This window comes from Polyangium jinanense (assembly GCF_028435265.1).
Lineage (GTDB): Bacteria > Myxococcota_A > Polyangia > Polyangiales > Polyangiaceae > Polyangium > Polyangium jinanense.
In genome coordinates this window covers 158706-174113 of sequence record NZ_JAGTJK010000003.1, presented here as the reverse complement: position 1 = coordinate 174113, position 15408 = coordinate 158706, and the positions used below count along the sequence as shown (strand labels likewise).

General features: G+C 70.1%; 14 protein-coding genes. 6 read left to right on the top strand and 8 right to left on the bottom strand.

Annotated features, from left to right (window positions below; genetic code table 11):
• Positions 1-9: 9 nt before the first annotated feature.
• A complete protein-coding gene (locus KEG38_RS09260; protein WP_272418759.1) occupies positions 10-1008 on the bottom strand; it encodes a Spy/CpxP family protein refolding chaperone in 999 nt (332 codons plus the stop codon).
• A gap of 704 nt (positions 1009-1712) precedes the next feature.
• On the opposite strand from KEG38_RS09260, the gene KEG38_RS09255 reads away from it, so the two are divergent.
• Positions 1713-2723, top strand: coding sequence for an AraC family transcriptional regulator (locus KEG38_RS09255; protein WP_272418758.1), 1011 nt, complete (start codon positions 1713-1715; stop codon positions 2721-2723).
• Positions 2724-2808: 85 nt separating this feature from the next.
• On the top strand, positions 2809-5193 hold the full coding sequence (locus KEG38_RS09250; RefSeq protein ID WP_272418757.1) for an Ig-like domain-containing protein: 2385 nt from the start codon (positions 2809-2811) through the stop codon (positions 5191-5193).
• Here KEG38_RS09250 and KEG38_RS09245 read toward each other — a convergent pair.
• Complete coding sequence (locus KEG38_RS09245) at positions 5183-5590, bottom strand: hypothetical protein (RefSeq protein ID WP_272418756.1); 408 nt, start codon at positions 5588-5590, stop codon at positions 5183-5185. The genes KEG38_RS09250 and KEG38_RS09245 overlap by 11 nt on opposite strands.
• Before the next feature lie 122 nt (positions 5591-5712).
• Between KEG38_RS09245 and KEG38_RS09240 the strand changes: the two genes are divergently transcribed.
• From KEG38_RS09240 to KEG38_RS09225, 4 genes are all read left to right on the top strand, one after another.
• Positions 5713-6270, top strand: a complete 558-nt coding sequence (locus KEG38_RS09240; RefSeq protein WP_272418755.1) for an endonuclease dU — start codon at positions 5713-5715, stop codon at positions 6268-6270.
• Between the two features lie 10 nt (positions 6271-6280).
• Complete coding sequence (locus KEG38_RS09235; RefSeq protein WP_272418754.1) at positions 6281-6829, top strand: glycine cleavage system transcriptional repressor; 549 nt, start codon at positions 6281-6283, stop codon at positions 6827-6829.
• A gap of 39 nt (positions 6830-6868) precedes the next feature.
• Positions 6869-7366: a bactofilin family protein gene (locus KEG38_RS09230; RefSeq protein ID WP_272418753.1), complete on the top strand. Its 498-nt coding sequence runs from the start codon at positions 6869-6871 to the stop codon at positions 7364-7366.
• Between the two features lie 170 nt (positions 7367-7536).
• On the top strand, positions 7537-8202 hold the full coding sequence (locus tag KEG38_RS09225; protein ID WP_272418752.1) for a type II toxin-antitoxin system RatA family toxin: 666 nt from the start codon (positions 7537-7539) through the stop codon (positions 8200-8202).
• On the opposite strand, the gene KEG38_RS09220 is transcribed toward KEG38_RS09225, so the two are convergent.
• The 6 genes from KEG38_RS09220 to KEG38_RS09195 all read right to left on the bottom strand — a co-directional run bounded on the left by KEG38_RS09220 (position 8203) and on the right by KEG38_RS09195 (position 15396).
• Complete coding sequence (locus tag KEG38_RS09220; RefSeq protein WP_272418751.1) at positions 8203-10167, bottom strand: DUF2169 domain-containing protein; 1965 nt, start codon at positions 10165-10167, stop codon at positions 8203-8205.
• Positions 10164-10811 (bottom strand): TetR/AcrR family transcriptional regulator, encoded by a 648-nt coding sequence (locus KEG38_RS09215; protein WP_272418749.1) that lies wholly within the window; start codon positions 10809-10811, stop codon positions 10164-10166. Before KEG38_RS09215 ends, KEG38_RS09220 begins: the two co-directional genes overlap by 4 nt.
• On the bottom strand, positions 10811-11644 hold the full coding sequence (locus KEG38_RS09210) for an SDR family NAD(P)-dependent oxidoreductase (protein WP_272418748.1): 834 nt from the start codon (positions 11642-11644) through the stop codon (positions 10811-10813). The genes KEG38_RS09215 and KEG38_RS09210 overlap by 1 nt, the downstream gene beginning before the upstream one ends.
• A gap of 430 nt (positions 11645-12074) precedes the next feature.
• A complete protein-coding gene (locus KEG38_RS09205) occupies positions 12075-12722 on the bottom strand; it encodes a hypothetical protein (protein WP_272418747.1) in 648 nt (215 codons plus the stop codon).
• Positions 12719-14122 carry a selenium-binding family protein gene (locus KEG38_RS09200; protein ID WP_272418746.1) on the bottom strand — a complete coding sequence of 468 codons (1404 nt, stop codon included), beginning with the start codon at positions 14120-14122 and terminating at the stop codon, positions 12719-12721. Before KEG38_RS09200 ends, KEG38_RS09205 begins: the two co-directional genes overlap by 4 nt.
• A 173-nt stretch (positions 14123-14295) precedes the next feature.
• Entirely contained in the window at positions 14296-15396 is a 1101-nt protein-coding gene (locus tag KEG38_RS09195; protein WP_272418745.1) for a hypothetical protein, read from the bottom strand.
• Positions 15397-15408 lie beyond the last annotated feature (12 nt).

Here is a 15408-nt window from a genome sequence, read left to right as displayed (position 1 = left end):
CGCCGGACTCTACCGCGAGGGCGGCGCCTGCGTCTCGCCGTGTTCGCGTCCGCCGTGCTTGCCGCGGAAATGCGGCGGCATCTGGGGGCCTTCCTCGATCCGCTGAGCGAGCGTGCTCCGCTGCTCGGCGTCGAGCACCGGCACGATGGCGGAGAGCGCCTTCACGAGGTGATCACCCATCTCCGGCCGCATCTCCTTCGAGGGCAGGAGCGCCTCGGCGTCGAATTTTTCGCTTCGGAACGCGTCGAGCCCTGCCTTCATCCGGGTGCGCATCTCCTCGTGCTTCTTCGCCCACGCCTCCCGATCCATCCCCTCGGGCTTCTCGGGCCGCGACGCCTCGAGTGCCGACTTGATCTGCGCGCGTTGCTCGTCGCGGAGGTCGAGCCCGTGCAGGAAGAAGCCCATCGGCCCGTGCTCGCCGCGAGGACCACGCATCGCGCCCTCGGGGCCGCGCGGACCACGCTCGCCGTCCTCGGGACCACGCGGGCCGCGCGCGTGCTTCATGCCTTCCGGCCCGTGCTTCGCCATCCGCTCCTCGACGTGCGCCACGAGCTCCGCGCGCTGGGCCGGGGTGAGCGTCGCGTGCAGCGTGTTGAGCGCCTTCGCGACGGCCGCGCGCCGCTCGTTCGCGATCTTCTCCCCGTCGCCGAGCTTCGCCTTCACGGCGGCCTCGTCGATCTTGCCGGCGCGCACGCCGTCGGCGAGCGCCTTGTGGAATGCCTTCCGATCGGCCTCGTGCGCGTCGCCGAGCGTCGAGAGCGCGCCCTCGATGGTCTTGCGCTGGGCGTCCGTCAGGTCGAGCTCGTGGAGCGCCGTCACGAGCAGCTCGCCGCCGCCGTGGTGACGACCGAACTTGCCGCCGCGCTCGTGCGGGGCCGCCTGGGCTTCCTGCGAGGCTTCCGAGGCCGAGGCGACCTCTTCGTCCGGGCTCGCCGACGCACAACCGCCCAGGGCGAGGGCAAGAGCGAAGGTAAGGGGCGCGAAGAACTTCTGGGTACGGGTGAACATGATGGTCTCTCCTCGGCCTCGCTCGTGATGCATCAGCGAGGTCTCGATCCAACTGACGGGGCGAGCCGGCCGATCCCTACGCGGGAGCGATGTTTTTCTCTCCGGCGGCAAGGGCGGAGGTTCGTTCCGCAAGGGCGGGGTCGTGTTCCGCGACGGCGGGGGCGTGTTCCGCGACGGCGGGGTCGTGTTCCGCAACGGCGGGGTCGTGTTCCGCAACGGCGGGGTTTCGTTCCACTTGGGCGGGGTCCTGTTCCACTTGGGCGGGGTCCTGTTCCACTTGGGCGGGGTCGTGTTCCGCGACGGCGGGGTTTCGTTCCACTTGGGCGGGGTCCTGTTCCACTTGGGCGGGGTCGTGTTCCGCGACGGCGGGATCGCTCGCGCCAAGGGCGGGGTCGTGTTCCGCAAGGACACGATGCCTCGCGCCAAGGACACAACCGCTCGCGCCAAGGACACAGCCGCTCGCGCCAAGGACACAACCGCTCGCGCCATGGACACAGCCGCTCGCGCCATGGACACAGCCGCTCGCGCCATGGACACAGCCGCTCGCGCCATGGACACAACCGCTCGCGCCAAGGACACAACCGCTCGCGCCAAGGACACAACCGCTCGCGCCAAGGACACAACCGCTCGCGCCAAGGACAAAGGTGCCTTTCGTTCCGGCTATAGTCTTCGCCGCGATGCCTGCGCGTGCCCTCGTACGACCGATGCGCTCCCAGATCGTCGGCCCGATCCTGTCGCGTCTCCGGAGCCTCGGCGTCGATCCTTCCCCGCTCGTCGAGGCCTTCGGCCTCCCTCCCAGCGCAGAAACCGAGCCCGACGTCGTCCTGCCGCTCGCGAAGCTCTACGCGTTCCTCGACGAGGCCAGGCGCCTCGCGAACGATCCGTTCCTCGGCGTGCACCTCGCCGCGCAGCTCGAACGCGGCACCTACGACCTGCTCGAGTTCAGCTGCCTGAGCGCGCCGACCGTGCGCGAAGCCCTGGTCCGCGTCGCTCGTTACACGGCGCTGCTGAACGATCTCGTCGTGGCGACCTTCGAGGAGCGCGGCGGTGTGGGGCTCCTCCAGCAGCGGATTCCAGGCGCGCCGCTGTGCCTCGGGAGGCACGCGAACGAGTGCTTCGTGGTCCTCGTGCTCCTTCGCACCCGCGCGCTTTCGGGTGTTTCCGTCGTGCCGGAGCGCGCCTGGTTCGGCCACCCCGCGCCGCGCGATACCTCGGCGCTCGCCGACGCGCTGGGGACGCATCGGTTGGAGTTCGACGCAGGCGCGACAGGGCTCGCGCTCCCCGGCGACGCGCTCGATCTCCCGCTCGCGACCTCGGATCCACGGCTTTTGTCGGTCCTCGATCGTCACGCCGAGCGCTCCCGCGTGGCGCGCGAGCGGCCGCACGACTTTTGCGGGGAGGTGCGGCAGCGCGTGTTCGAGAAGCTGCGTGATGGCGCGCCTGATCTCGAGGTCGTCGCGCGCGAGCTCTCCATGAGCCCGCGCACGCTTCAGCGACGCTTGACGGAGGAGGGCACGACGTTCCAGGAGCTCGTCGACGGGCTGCGCCGAGAGCTCAGCGGCGCCTACGTGCGCGATACGGAGATGCCGCTCGCGGAGATCGCGGTGGTCTTGGGGTACCGCGAGACGGGCGCGTTCTTGCGCGCATTCAAGCGCTGGTACGGCGTCGCGGCGAGCCAGATGCGCGGCGCGCGGGCTCGCTCTGGCGCGCCCTGATCTCATTTCTGGCGCCCGCGGATCTCGCGTGAATCGGAGGGGCAATGGGAAGATCGCCCCGTCACCCCATTCACGAGGAGCCTTCATGCAGAGCCGCGTTGCCATCTTCCTTTTCACCGTCGCGAGCCTCGCGGGCGGCGTCGGATGTGACGCCGAGTCGCAGACGACGAGCGGGAGTTCCAGCAGTGGGACGGGCGGACCGGGCGGACAAGGCGGCATGGGTCCCGGCGGCGCCGGCGGCGCCGGCGGCACGGGCGGCATCGGCGGGATGGGTCCCGGCGGCGCCGGTGGCGATGCCGGAATGGGCGGTGAGGGCGGCGCAGGCGGGAGCGGCGGCGCGGGCGGTGGCGGGAGCGGCGGCGCGGGCGGGAGCGGCGGCGCTGGCGCAGGCGGGAGCGGCGGCGCTGGCGGGAGCGGTGGCAGCGGCGGATCCGGCGGCGCGGGCGGTTCCGGTGGAATGGGTGGCGCTGGTGGCGCGGGCGGCATGGGCGCGGGCGGCATGGGCGGGATGGCCGGCGCTGGTGGCGCAGGCGGCTCGGGCGGCGGCGCCCCGATGTGCGTGACGCCCGCCGATTGCCCCTCACCCGGCACCCCATGCATCGTCGCCACGTGCGAGGCCGGCGCCTGCGGCACGTCGTTCGTGGGCGCGGGGACGCCCACGGCAAATCAGCAAGCCGGCGATTGCCGCGTCGAGCAATGCGATGGTGCCGGGAGCACGATGAGTGCCGTCGATGCGAACGACACGCCGAACGACGGGAACGTCTGCACGAGCGATCTTTGCGACGCGGGCGTTCCCTTGCATCCGCCCCTCCCCGCCGACACGGTCTGCAACGCGAATGACGGCAAGCTCTGTGATGGCAACGGAGCCTGCGTCGAGTGCAACACCGGCCCGCAATGCCCGAGCGGCGTGTGCATGGGCCACGTTTGCCAGCCGGCGAGCTGCGACGACGGCGTGAAGAACGGATCGGAGACGGACGTCGATTGCGGCGGCGGAACCTGTTTGCCCTGCGCCTCGGGGCAGGCCTGCACCACGGCGGCCGATTGCCAGACCGGCGCGTGCATCGGAGGCATCTGCGATGCCCCCGCGGTCGTGAGCACCACGCCGACCGACGCGGCGACGGGCGTGGCCGCGGGCGCGACGGTGGCCGTGACGTTCAGCATGCCCATGAATCCGGCGACGCTCGGCGCGCAGACGGACATCGGCCCGTGCACGGGCACGATCCAGCTCTCGACCGACGATTTCGCCTCGTGCCTCGGCTTCGCCGCCCAGGCGCCCACGATGTCGAACGGCGGCACCGTCGCGACGCTCGTCCCGGCGCCGGCGCTTTCGTACGGCACGACGTACAAGCTGCGCGTGACCACGGCGGCAGAGGATCCGTATGGGAATGCCCTCGGCGCGGCGTACACGCAGATGACGGGCTTTTCGACCGGCGCGCCGCCGTCATCGTGCATCGGCTCCGTGGTGATAAGCCAGGTCTACGGTTATGGGGGCGAGTCCGGTGCGACGTACTTGAACGATTACATCGAGCTGCACAACCGCGGTAAGACGCCGGTGACCCTGAAAGAGTGGTCGCTGCAATTCGCGTCCGGAAACGGGCTCTTCTACACCTCGTCGTACCTGACCAACAAGACGATTCCGCCCGGCGGTTATTTCTTGATCCAGGAGGGTTCCGGGATCGGGAGTTATGGCACCTGGCTCCCGGTGCCGCCGGACGTCACGCACACCGCCTCGGTCTACAGCGGCAATGGCAAGGTAGCGCTCGTGAGCAGCTACACGCAGGTGACCGGCGGTTGCCCCCTTGGCAACACGTCGCTCGTCGATTTCATCGGCTATGGGCAGTTCGCGGATTGCTACGAGGATGTGGACAAGGAAGACGCTTTGCCCGGGCCCTATACGGGCGATCCGAAGAAAGCGGTTTTCCGCGTCGACGACGGTTGCAAGGACACGAACGACAACGGGGCCGATTTCGTGGTCGGCACCGCCGCCCCGCGGAGCACCTACGGCACCCCGGCCCACATCTGCGACTGCGGCGCCGAAGACGCGACCATGAACGAGTCGGACCTGCCCGCCGAGATCGACTATTGCAATTTGCAATTCCCGACGTCGCTCACGGTGGCCGCCGGTCAGGCGACGCCACTCGTCTACGGCCGCGTCTACGAGGCCGACATCACGAATCTGAACGGCGTGAATGCCACGGTGAAGGCCGAGGTCGGGTACGGCCCGGCCAACGTGAATCCCACCACCCAGAGCGGCTGGCAGTGGTTCCCGGCCACGTTCAACCAGCAATACGGCAACGACGACGAGTACCAGCGCTCGTTCACCGCCCCGGCCGCCGGCACCTACCGCTACACCTACCGCGTGAGCCTCGACGGCGGGCGCTGGACCTACTGCGACACGGACGGCGCCGGCTCGAACCCGGGCCTCAGGTTCGACCCGGCCAAGCTTCCGGTCCTCACCGTCACGCCTTGATGATCGACATCTGGCGCAGCAGGATCTCCCCCAGCAGGCGCTCGAGCCGCTGACGGAACCCGCTCTCCCTGCCCGGCGGCGGCGCTGGAAGAGCCTCGAGACAAGCTGTCACATGCGCGCGAGCTTCCTCGCATCGTCCGAGATCCAGGAGGCTCCGTCCGATGAAATAACCTGCGATCCGCAGAAGCCGGCTTTCGGTGCGGCCTTGCGGCATCTGCTCGACGGCTCGGCATAACCGCTCGGCGAAGTCGAGCGCTTCCAGGGGCTCTCCGAAGTCCAGCAAGAACTCACAGAGCCCGAGGTGCCTGTCGTCGACACGGCTCGTGGTGGAGTCGCCTTGGCTCCACGCCTGCACGGCTCGACGCACGAGGGCAAGGGCCTCGTCACGGTGACCCATGGCCTGCTTGCCCTCGAGCCATGAGCTCGCGCAGGTCGGGATCCTCGATGGGCATGGGCTGGCCTTCTCCTGTATCAAGGATGGCAGGGGGCGCGCGAGCCATCCTCCGCGCCCCGAAGCCCATGAGCCCTTTCTCCCACGTCATCGGCGTCGACGACGCGCCCTTCCCGCGCGCGCACCGCGGCGACGTGCCGATCGTGGGCGTCGCGTTCGCCGGAACGAGGCTCGAAGGCGTGCTCTCCTCGAAGGTGCGGCGCGACGGCGCGAACGCCACGGATGTCCTCGCCTCGATGATCAGCCGCTCGCGCTTCGCCGCGCATACACGGCTCGTGATGATGGAAGGCATCGCGCTCGCGGGCTTCAACGTGGTCGACATCCACGACCTCGCCGCGCGGCTCGGCATGGCCGTGCTGATCGTGTCGAAGCGCGAGCCGAACGTCCCGGCCGTGCGGCACGCGCTGCTCGAAAAGGTCCGCGGCGGCGCCCGGAAATGGAAGCTCGTCGAGAAGGCGGGGCCGATGGAGCCGTGCGCCGACCTCTTCATCCAGCGCGCGGGCCTCGGCATGGACGAGGCCACGGCGGTGATCCGACGGCTCGCCGTCCACGGTCGCCTCCCCGAGCCCGTCCGGGTCGCGCACCTCGTCGCCAGTACGCTCGCGGTCCCCGGCGCGATTGACTAGGATGCGCCGCATGACGCAACAAGACGTGTACGTGGTCCTGTCCTGCCTGGGACCCGATCGACCGGGCCTCGTCGCGGAGGTGACGGAGTACCTCACCAAGCACGGGGGCAACGTGGAGGACAGCCGCATGGCCATCCTCGGCGCCGAGTTCGGCATCCTCCTGCTCGCCTCGGGTCCCCCGGAAACCGTGGGCGCCATCGAGAAGGACCTCGGCGAGCTGCAGAAGAGCACGGGCCTCACCGTGCTCGCGCGCCGCACGAAGGCGCCCGAGGAGCACCGGCGCGCCCCCACGATCCCGTGTGCCGTGACGGCCGAGGCGCTCGATCACGAGGGCATCGTGCGCGCCGTGACGCGGGCGCTCGCGCACGCAGGCGTGAACATCGTGTCGCTCGAAGCCACCGCGTACGCCGCGCCGGTCACGGGATCGCAGCTTTTCCGCATGGAAGCGCGCATCGACGTGCCCCAGTCGGTCGGCGTGAGCAAGCTGCGCAAGGCGATGGACGTGGTCGCCGAGGAGCAAAACCTGGAGATCGAGGTTCGCTCGCTCATCAAGTCCTGAGTTGCTCTTGGGGGTGGGGGTGGAGTAAGGCACGGAGGCATGGAGCCGCTCTCCGGACAGGATGATCTGCCGCCGCGCGTGGAGGCCTCGGCCGCACAGGCTGGGCATCGGCCCACGGAGATCAACGCCCTGCTCGGGCGAGGTACCCGCTTCGAGGGCAAGCTCTACTTCGAGGGCCGCGTCCGCCTCGACGGCGACTTCCAGGGCGAGATCCGTGGCGACGACGTGCTCGTCATCGGCGATGGCGCCCGCGTCTCCGGCGACATCCTCGTCGGCGCCTGCATCGTCACGGGGGGCGAGGTCAACGCGAGCATCCGCGCCCGCACCGCCATCGAGCTCTACGCCCCCTCCAAGGTCACGGGCGCGCTGCACGCGCCGGCCATCTTCATCGATCGCGGCGTCCAATTCGACGGTACTTGCAAGATGGCCCCCCTCGACGAGGCCGATACGCGCACGAGCAAGGAAGCGGCGCCGCCTCCCTCGACGCCGGCGCCGCCGACCCCCGCCTCCCCGGCACCGCCGGCAGGGCGGGAGTGAACGAACTGTCACGCCCCCGCAGGATCCGCGCGCCGGAGAACGCCGCGATCCTCTGAAATCCTGCGGTTTTCGTGGGTCACTCCCATCTTCCGACGTGGCCGGCATGCCTCGTGCACTTCGGGAGGGCGACGACGACGACGAATCCACGTTGTCGTTTTCCGGAGACACCCATGATGCTTCGCCTGCGCCACATCGCTTTCGCGTTGCTCACGACCCTGACCACCCTCGGCGCCGTGCCGAACCTCGCGCGCGCGGGCGATGAAGAAGCCGCGCGGCTCGAGGCCCGCGGCAAGGCGCAGCGATACACGCAAAAGACGACGGATCCGGAGAGCTCGATCGACACGGGCGGCGCGGCGATCCTGGTGCACGCGCCGATCGACGAGGTGCGGCGGATCGTCACGGATTACCGGCACTACGAGAAGGTCATCAAGCCCTTCAAGCAGAGCAAGCTGCTCTCGCGGACGAAGGGCGTGAGCGAGGTGTACCTGGAGGTGCCGATCCTGCACGGCGCCGCGACGGTCTGGGTCGTGACGAAGATCGGACAGCCTGTCAAAGACGGGAACGAGGAGCGCATCACCGCGAAGATGGAGCGCGGGAACGTGGACGATTTCCGCGCCACGTGGAGGCTGCGCGCGGTGGACGGGGAGCGGACGATCGTAAAGCTCGAGATCCTCGTCGATCCGAAGATGCCCGTGCCCTCGTCGGTGGTGACGCCGGAGCTCTGCACGGCCGCGGACAAGGCCGTCACGGGGGTGCGTGATCAGGCCGAGAAGAACCACGCGGCGTCCTCGGTCGCGCGCGCCGAGAAGCAGAGCGTCTCCGCCGAGGGCATCTGATCACGAAGCGCGCGCCGCGCCGAGCGCCGCGGCGAGCTTCGACATGAGGCGGGGGTCGTCGACCAGCCGCTCTGCCCACACGCGTCCCAATCGCGCCTGATCCGAAGGCTCGAGCCCGAGCTCGGCGAGGACCTCCGCCGTCGTCCCGCGCTCGGCGGCGACCTGGAGGCGCGCATGCTCGGCGAGCCCAACAGGCAAGCCGAGCCGCTCCTGCGTCGCGTGATAGGCGGTGTCGTAAGCGAGCAACAACCGACGCTCTCCCTGCGTGGCTTCCTGGGCCATCGCGTCGGCCCAGTGCCGCTCCACGGAGGCCCACGACGCGCTGGAGAGAGCGTTCAGCGCGAGGAGCGCGTCGCGACCGTCGGGACGATGGCGCAGCTCGGCGGCGACCGCAGCGCAGCGGTCGATGGGGATCGAGGCGGGATCGAAGGGAACGGGGGAGCTCGATGGCGGAGGATCGGCGGGAGCGGGCGCGGGTGCGGAAGCGGGCGCGGCTGCGGGAGTCGCTGCGGGCGCAGGCGCGGACACGCGCGGGGGCGCGGCGACCTTTCCTCCCTGCACCGGCCCCGGACGCGGCGGCGAGGGGCGCGGGGGGCCTGCACTCGGACCCGCGGGTTTCGCGAGGCGCGGCGCGAGCGGCGCGGGCGGCTTGATCGGCAGCTTGCTCGCCGGCGTGGCCGGCTTGCCGGTCGAAGGCGGCGGGGCGGGCGCGTCCGGAAGCGGCTCGACCCGGCGTCCGATCTCACGCCCCTTCGACGACGGCGGCGCCGCGGCCTTCGGCATGTCGAGCGTCGTGTCCTCGGTGAGCGGCTCCGCGATGAGCTTCGGCGACGGCGACGGCGACGGCGGCGACACGGGCGGCGGCGGCAGCGGCGGCGCCGCGATGGGATCCGGGGGAGGAGGACGGAAGGGCAAGGCGGCCGTCAGGCTCGGCAGGCCGACCTCGTTCCGATCCGTGGGCATCGGTATCGTGCGCGTGCGCTGCCGCTGCGAAGCATCGGGCGGCGCGGGATCCACGAACCGGATCGGCGGCGCCTCCGCCTGCTCCGGCAGCACCATCGTATCGCCGCTCTTCGGGGCGATGAGCACCGCGTCGTGCCGCATCTCCAGGAGGTTCAAACCCGCCTCGACGTCTTCCTCCAGCGACTCGCCGAGGCGCAGGAACCGATCGATCCGCTCGGGCCGGATGCGCTTCCCTTCCGGATGCGCGGCGACCACGATCTTGCCCACGTCGGCCTCAGCGCCGCTCTTCAGATCGGCAAGCCCGCGGAACGTGAGGACCATCGTCTTTTGCTCGGCGTCGATGCAGAGCGTGTCGCAGCGGAGCGCGATCTCGGTGACGCGCCCGCCCTTTGGATCGACGCGGAAGGCGTGGGGGCGGCGCTGCGGCAGGCGCGTCTCGATCCGGCCGGGCATGGGGAGGATGCGGTCCATGCCGATCGAAGCGGCGATGCGAAGCAGGTCGATCCGCTGCTCACGCGGCGCGCACTGGAAGAAGGCGAACTCGAAGCCCTCGGGCGGCGGGCCCGCGGCGAGCGCCTCTCCGGCGAGCACTCCCTGCGCCCAGGCGTACGCCTCGTCGCCGAGGAGCAGCCTGCGCGAAGGCGCTTGCGGCGGCATCGGGCCGCCGGCCGGGAGGATGGCACCTTCGACGGCGACACGCGCCTCGGGGTCGGTCGCGCCGAGGACGAGGACGTCCACGCGGGGCTTGAGCGGCGAGAGATCCTCGGCGCCGCCCTCGGCGAGGGTCGTCACGGGTACCTGCGTCTCCGTGACGGTCGCCTCGCCGCCGGGCACGATGGTGAACGTCGCCTTGACGATCACCGTGAGCGAATAAGCGCCCGGCGCAGCCTGCCAGATCAAGGCCCCGGCGCGAAAGGGGCAGAGCGAAAGGACCTCCACGCGGCGCGCAGTGTACGAAGAGCGAGCGGCGTCGGCGAGGGCTTCTTCGTGGGTCCCCGTCAACGATCCTTCCGCCGAGCCCTTTGCCGGAGGCCCGGGGGCCGCCGCCGGGGCGCACGGCGGAGCGCTTGCCAGATGCGCTCGGGCAGCTCCCGGGCCGCCTCGTCGAGGTCGATCTCGGGGGCGCCGGCGAGCCAGCGCCGGGCCGTCTCCGCGACCGGGCCGATGACGAGCATCTCGATCAAGGGCTCGGGCAGGGCCACGATGCGGCCGGCCTTCACGTGGGGCCGGAGCCACGCGGAGATGGCGGCGATGCGGTCCTGCTTGGAGGCGGCGATCGTGGCTGCGTGGGCGGGCAGGAAGCTCGCATACGCCGAGGCATGCACGAAGCGCGCGGACGCGGGCTGCGCGGCGGTGTGTCGCAAGTAGGCCTGCACCAGGGCCGCGACGCCGGCGCGGGCCCCGCGTACGCCTTCGAGCGAGGCCACGAGATCATCGAGCAGCGCGCCCATGCAGCGGGCATACAACGCGGCGGCGAGGCCGTCGGCATTGCCGAAATGGTGATACAGGCTGCCGAGGCTCACCCCGCTCGCGGCCACGACGGCGTGCACGGTGAATGCCTCGTGCCCGCCTTTCGCGAATACGTCGAGCGCCGCATCCAGCAAGCGCTTCGTCGTATCCTCGCCGCGCTTCTGCTTCGGCGCCATCAACCCGCCTCACCAAGCCCGGACAGCTTTTGCGCCTGCGCCCAGAGCCCGGCCGCGAGCGTTTCCTTCCGCGCGACGGGGTGAAGCTCCGTCTCCATGTCGAGGTGATAGTACCTTCCCGTCACACCTTCGAGCGCCGGATCGAGCGCGAGCTTCACGACGGGCCGCGCGCCCTCCTCGGGTGATTTCCAAAGCCGCTTCACCACGCGCAAGAGTCCGCCGAGCAGCCCCTTCCGATCCCCGAGCCCCGTGCGAATGACGCCCGGATGCAGCGCGAGGATCGTCGGTCCGCGCTCTTTCCACCGCGCCGCGAATCGCGGGACCAAGAGCAAGTTGCAGAGCTTCGTCGTGGGATAGGTCCCGAGCGGATGAAAGTCGTCCCCGGTGGGCGTTTTTTCGAGATCGGGACGACCCTTCACGTAAATGCCCGCGCTCACCTGCACGACGCGGCTCCGGCTCTCGACGAGGCGCGCTTCGAGCAGGTGATTGAGCATGAAGGGCGCGAGGTGGTTCACCACGAAGGCCATCTCGAGCCCGTCCTCGTTCAGGGTCCGCTCGCTCGGCCAGAGCCCCGCATTGTGGATCAACACGTCGATACGCGGACAGGTCGCGAGGATCGCCTCCGCCGTTTCTCGAATGCCACGTTTCGTGGAGAGATCCCCCCAGACGAGCGTGACCTCCCCAGGCCCCGCGCCGCCGAGCTCGTCACGCGCTCGCTCCCCGCGCTCCCGGTCCCGCGCATGCAGCACCACGCGGCACCCGCGCGTGACGAGCTCCCGCGCCACGGCATGCCCGATGCCCCGGTTTCCCCCCGTGACGACGACGGTCTTCATACGCCGAGCGTAGCCCGGAACTGGAACAAGGTTCTAGAACTTTGTTCCAGTTCTTGCCTGCGCCCAGAGGGTGCTCCACGGCGTCGCGCCGGGGTTTCACCCCGGGCCCCACCAGGGGCTGTCCGCCCCTGGACCCGGACCAGCGCAAGCGCTGGACCCGGGGTCGATGAACTGCGCGATGCGCAGTTCATCGAACAGGCCAGGTCAAGACCAACGACGATCCTGCCAACCAAGACAGAAGCGTTGACGGTTCAACGGGCCACGCGCCCGTCGCCAGCGTGCAACGCACCTCCATGGTCTTGCCACCGGCCTGTGGGAAGAACTGCGCATCGCGCAGTTCTTCCCCAAATGGTCCAGGGCTTGCCCTGGTTCGGGTCGAGGGGCGAACAGCCCCCGCGGGGTCCGGGGCAGAGCCCCGGCGCGGCGCCGTTCAGAGCACGAGCCCGATCACCCCTGCGAGGATCAAGGCCCCCGCCCAGACGCGATCGAGGTCGAACCACGCGCGCCGGAGCATCGCGAGCCCGACCTTGTAGTAGACGATCAGCGCCACGATCGCCGAGACCGCCAGCATCGCCAGCGTGTGCAGCGAGATCGCGGCCAGGTATCCGCCGGGACTCGACAGCGAGATCCCCGCGGCGTCGTGGCACGACGGGCCGTGGCAAGGCGCGGGGTTGTCCTCGCCGAGCACGAAGACCGGCAGCAGCATGAGCCCCGCGCCGTGCGCCGTGGCCATCAGGAACGACCACACCACGAGGTCACGCGCGCTCACGCGCATGCCCACCCAGCGCGGGTGCCGCGGGCGCACGAGCTTGAAGATGCCGAACGCCACGAGCACCCCGCCGGTGATCCACGGCAAGATGCCCGTCGGAATGCTCGCCTTGCCCGCCGCGAGCAGCCCCACCGCGAGGCCCACGCTCGCGGCGTGGCCGATCGCGATGGGGACGAGCGCGCGTAGCACGGCTTTTCCGCTCTTCTCTTGCAGCCCGAGCGCCACCGCGAAGAGCCAGCCCATGCCGGGGCTCAAGCCGTGGTAGGCGCCGAGGGCCGCGAGCGTGATCCAGGGCCAGATGCTGGTCACGGGTAGCAGAACGAATCCGAGGAAGCGTCGCCGCCTTCGAGCCGGACCTGGTGGGCCCGGCGCGGCCCGAAGTCCACGAAGAAGTCCGGATCCAGCTCGATCCCGCCGCCTTCCTTGACGTCGACCTTGACCATCCAGCCCTTGAGCCCGTCCGGGTAGAACTGCTCATCCCAGGTCGTGTAGAGGCCGCTCGTGAAATAGATGCGCTTGCCGTCGCGGCTCACCTCGACCATCTGCGGCGCGCCCGTGAGCGGACCGCCCGAGCGCGGGTGCGGCGTGCGCCGCGCGATGCCGCCGATGTGCACCGAGCCCACGTGTTTCGGCTCGTGCGGGTTCGACACGTCGTACTGCCGGAGCTCGCCCGTGCCCCAGCAGGACACGTAGAGGTACTTGTCGTCGAGCGACAGGTTGATGTCCGTCACGAGCGGCGGCACGGCGCCGAAGCCCTTGAGCAGCGGCGGCAAGAGGTCCGCCGAGGCGGGCTCGGCCGGGATCGTGATCACCTTCTTGATCGCCCAGCGCTCGCCTTCGCGGTACCAGAGCCAGACCGAGGCCGAGAGGTCCGCGACGCTGATGACCACGCCCATGAAGCCCCAGGCCTTCGTGGGATCGTGGGCCGGGCGCAGTTCGAGGGCCATCTGGTGCTCGTCGCCGATGTCGAGCGCCTGGACGTGCTTGCGGCGCCTGAGATCCCAGACGTGCAGCCGATGGCCGTACTTCTTGCCGAGGAGCAGCTCCGGCACCACGCCGTTCTCGATCATGTTCGGTGTGCCCCACTCGCTCGAAATCAGCGTGTCGTGGCCGAGGTGCCACCAGAAATCGTAGTGCAGGTGCTGCGGCCCGCGGTCGATCTCCCAGCGGCCGAGCACGTCGAAGCTCTCGCAGTCGAGGACGAAGATGCCGCCGGGGCCCTCGCCCGCGGGGTTGCCGAGCGCCGAGACGTAGATCCCGTCGGGCCCGCAGTGCAGCGTGTGCGGGCGCGAGTAGCCGGTGCGCGAGGCGATCTCCTCGGCCTCGATCGTGCGGACGAGCTTGGGCCTGCGCGGATCGAGCTTCGTGTCGAAGACGTAGATGCGCGACGAACGCAGGGCCGGCAGCATCAGGTAGCGGCGCTCCACGTGGGGGTGCGGCGCGTACGGGCAGAGCGCGGCGCTGCACGCGTTCCAGCCGGAATGATGCAGCTCGTCGCCGAAGTTCGGCACCTCGGCGAGGGCGATGATCTGGCTGTACGTGGGCGACCGCGGGTCGAGGTCGACCGTGGCGAGGCCGTCGCGGAGCGGGTTCGGGCGTCCGAGCACGGCGTTCGCGTCCGGGGCGGCGACGTAGGCGAGCCGCTCGCGCGGCGCGTCCATGGCCATACGCGGCGACGGATAAAACGTGGGATCGGGTCGGAAGGGCATGGCTTCTCCGGGGAGACGGCGCGAGCATAGGGCCATGTCGTGCTTTCTTGAAAGACAAATGATGCACGAAAGGCTGCTCTCATAACGCTGTTTGCCGCGGCAGGCTGCGGCCCGAGCGTCGACGTGGATTCGCCTCCGCACGTGGTCTCGTTCGAAAAACCAGGCGCTGAAGCTCACCGCTCCGCCGCGCGGATCACCATCGCCCCGGCCGCCGCGCGCGCCGCGACCACGGTCATCCCCTCCCCCGCGACCGGCGCATGAAGCTCATCGCTCTCCATGCCCGTCACCACCGTCGCTTCCGCGCCCAGATCCGCCGGCTGCCGGAACAGCGTGGCGGGCGCTCCATTCCGCCATTGCACCCATTCGATGAAGCCCCCCCGCGCCGTCGGCCGCACATACGGCCGCGCCGTCTCGATGTCCACGACCGCCACGTCCGTCTCCCCGGACGCACCCACGTCCCCCACGATCAGCGTATACGCGCTGAACTTCGGCTCCGGGTGCAGCGGCCCCCATTCGAGGTAGACCACACGCTCGTCGGCGCCGAGAAGCGGAAAGGCTTGTTTTCCCGGCCGCGCGCGGCGTGTCGTTCGTCCCGTCCCGCGCTCCATCACGACCACATCCGAAGCGTCGGTCGCATTCTCGTCGAACCGGCCGTCGGCGTCCTCCGCGAAATCGGCAAACGCCACGTACGTATCCGAAATATCGGGAAATCGCTGCTGTCCGGGTCCGCTCGCCACGACGATGACAGAGGCCTTTCCCGGCTCGTAAAGAAAAATATCCGTATCCCCCGCCTCCTCCGCCGAGAGCCAGGCCGTGAACACCACCGCATCCCCCGCGGCGCGAGGCTCCCCCGCGTGATCAAACGGGCCCGTCACCGTCCGCGTCGCTCCCTCCGCGCGCACCCGCACCACGCGCTGCCCCGCCTCCAGGGCTTCCCAGGCCACGACCCCGCCGAACGCCGTGGGCCGCCGCGGCGCCTCGACCGCCTCCGCGAGCGTCTCCTCGCCGCCCCGCGCGAGATCCCGCGCCCGCAGCGATCCATCCGGATGCACGTACACGAGAAGGCAACTCGCCACGGCGTGCGGCGCATATCCCAGCGAATACCCGTTTTCCCCCGAGCCGTCCGTCGCCGCGACCTCGATCCCCTCCGCCGCCGTCGCCGCGCAAACGAGCGGCGCCGTTCCATCGGACGAACCCTCCGCCTCCGCGCCGCAACCCGCGAGACAAATCGCCCCGAAAAACGCCACCCATGTCCGCATTGCATCCCTGCCCATCACGTCCACCAC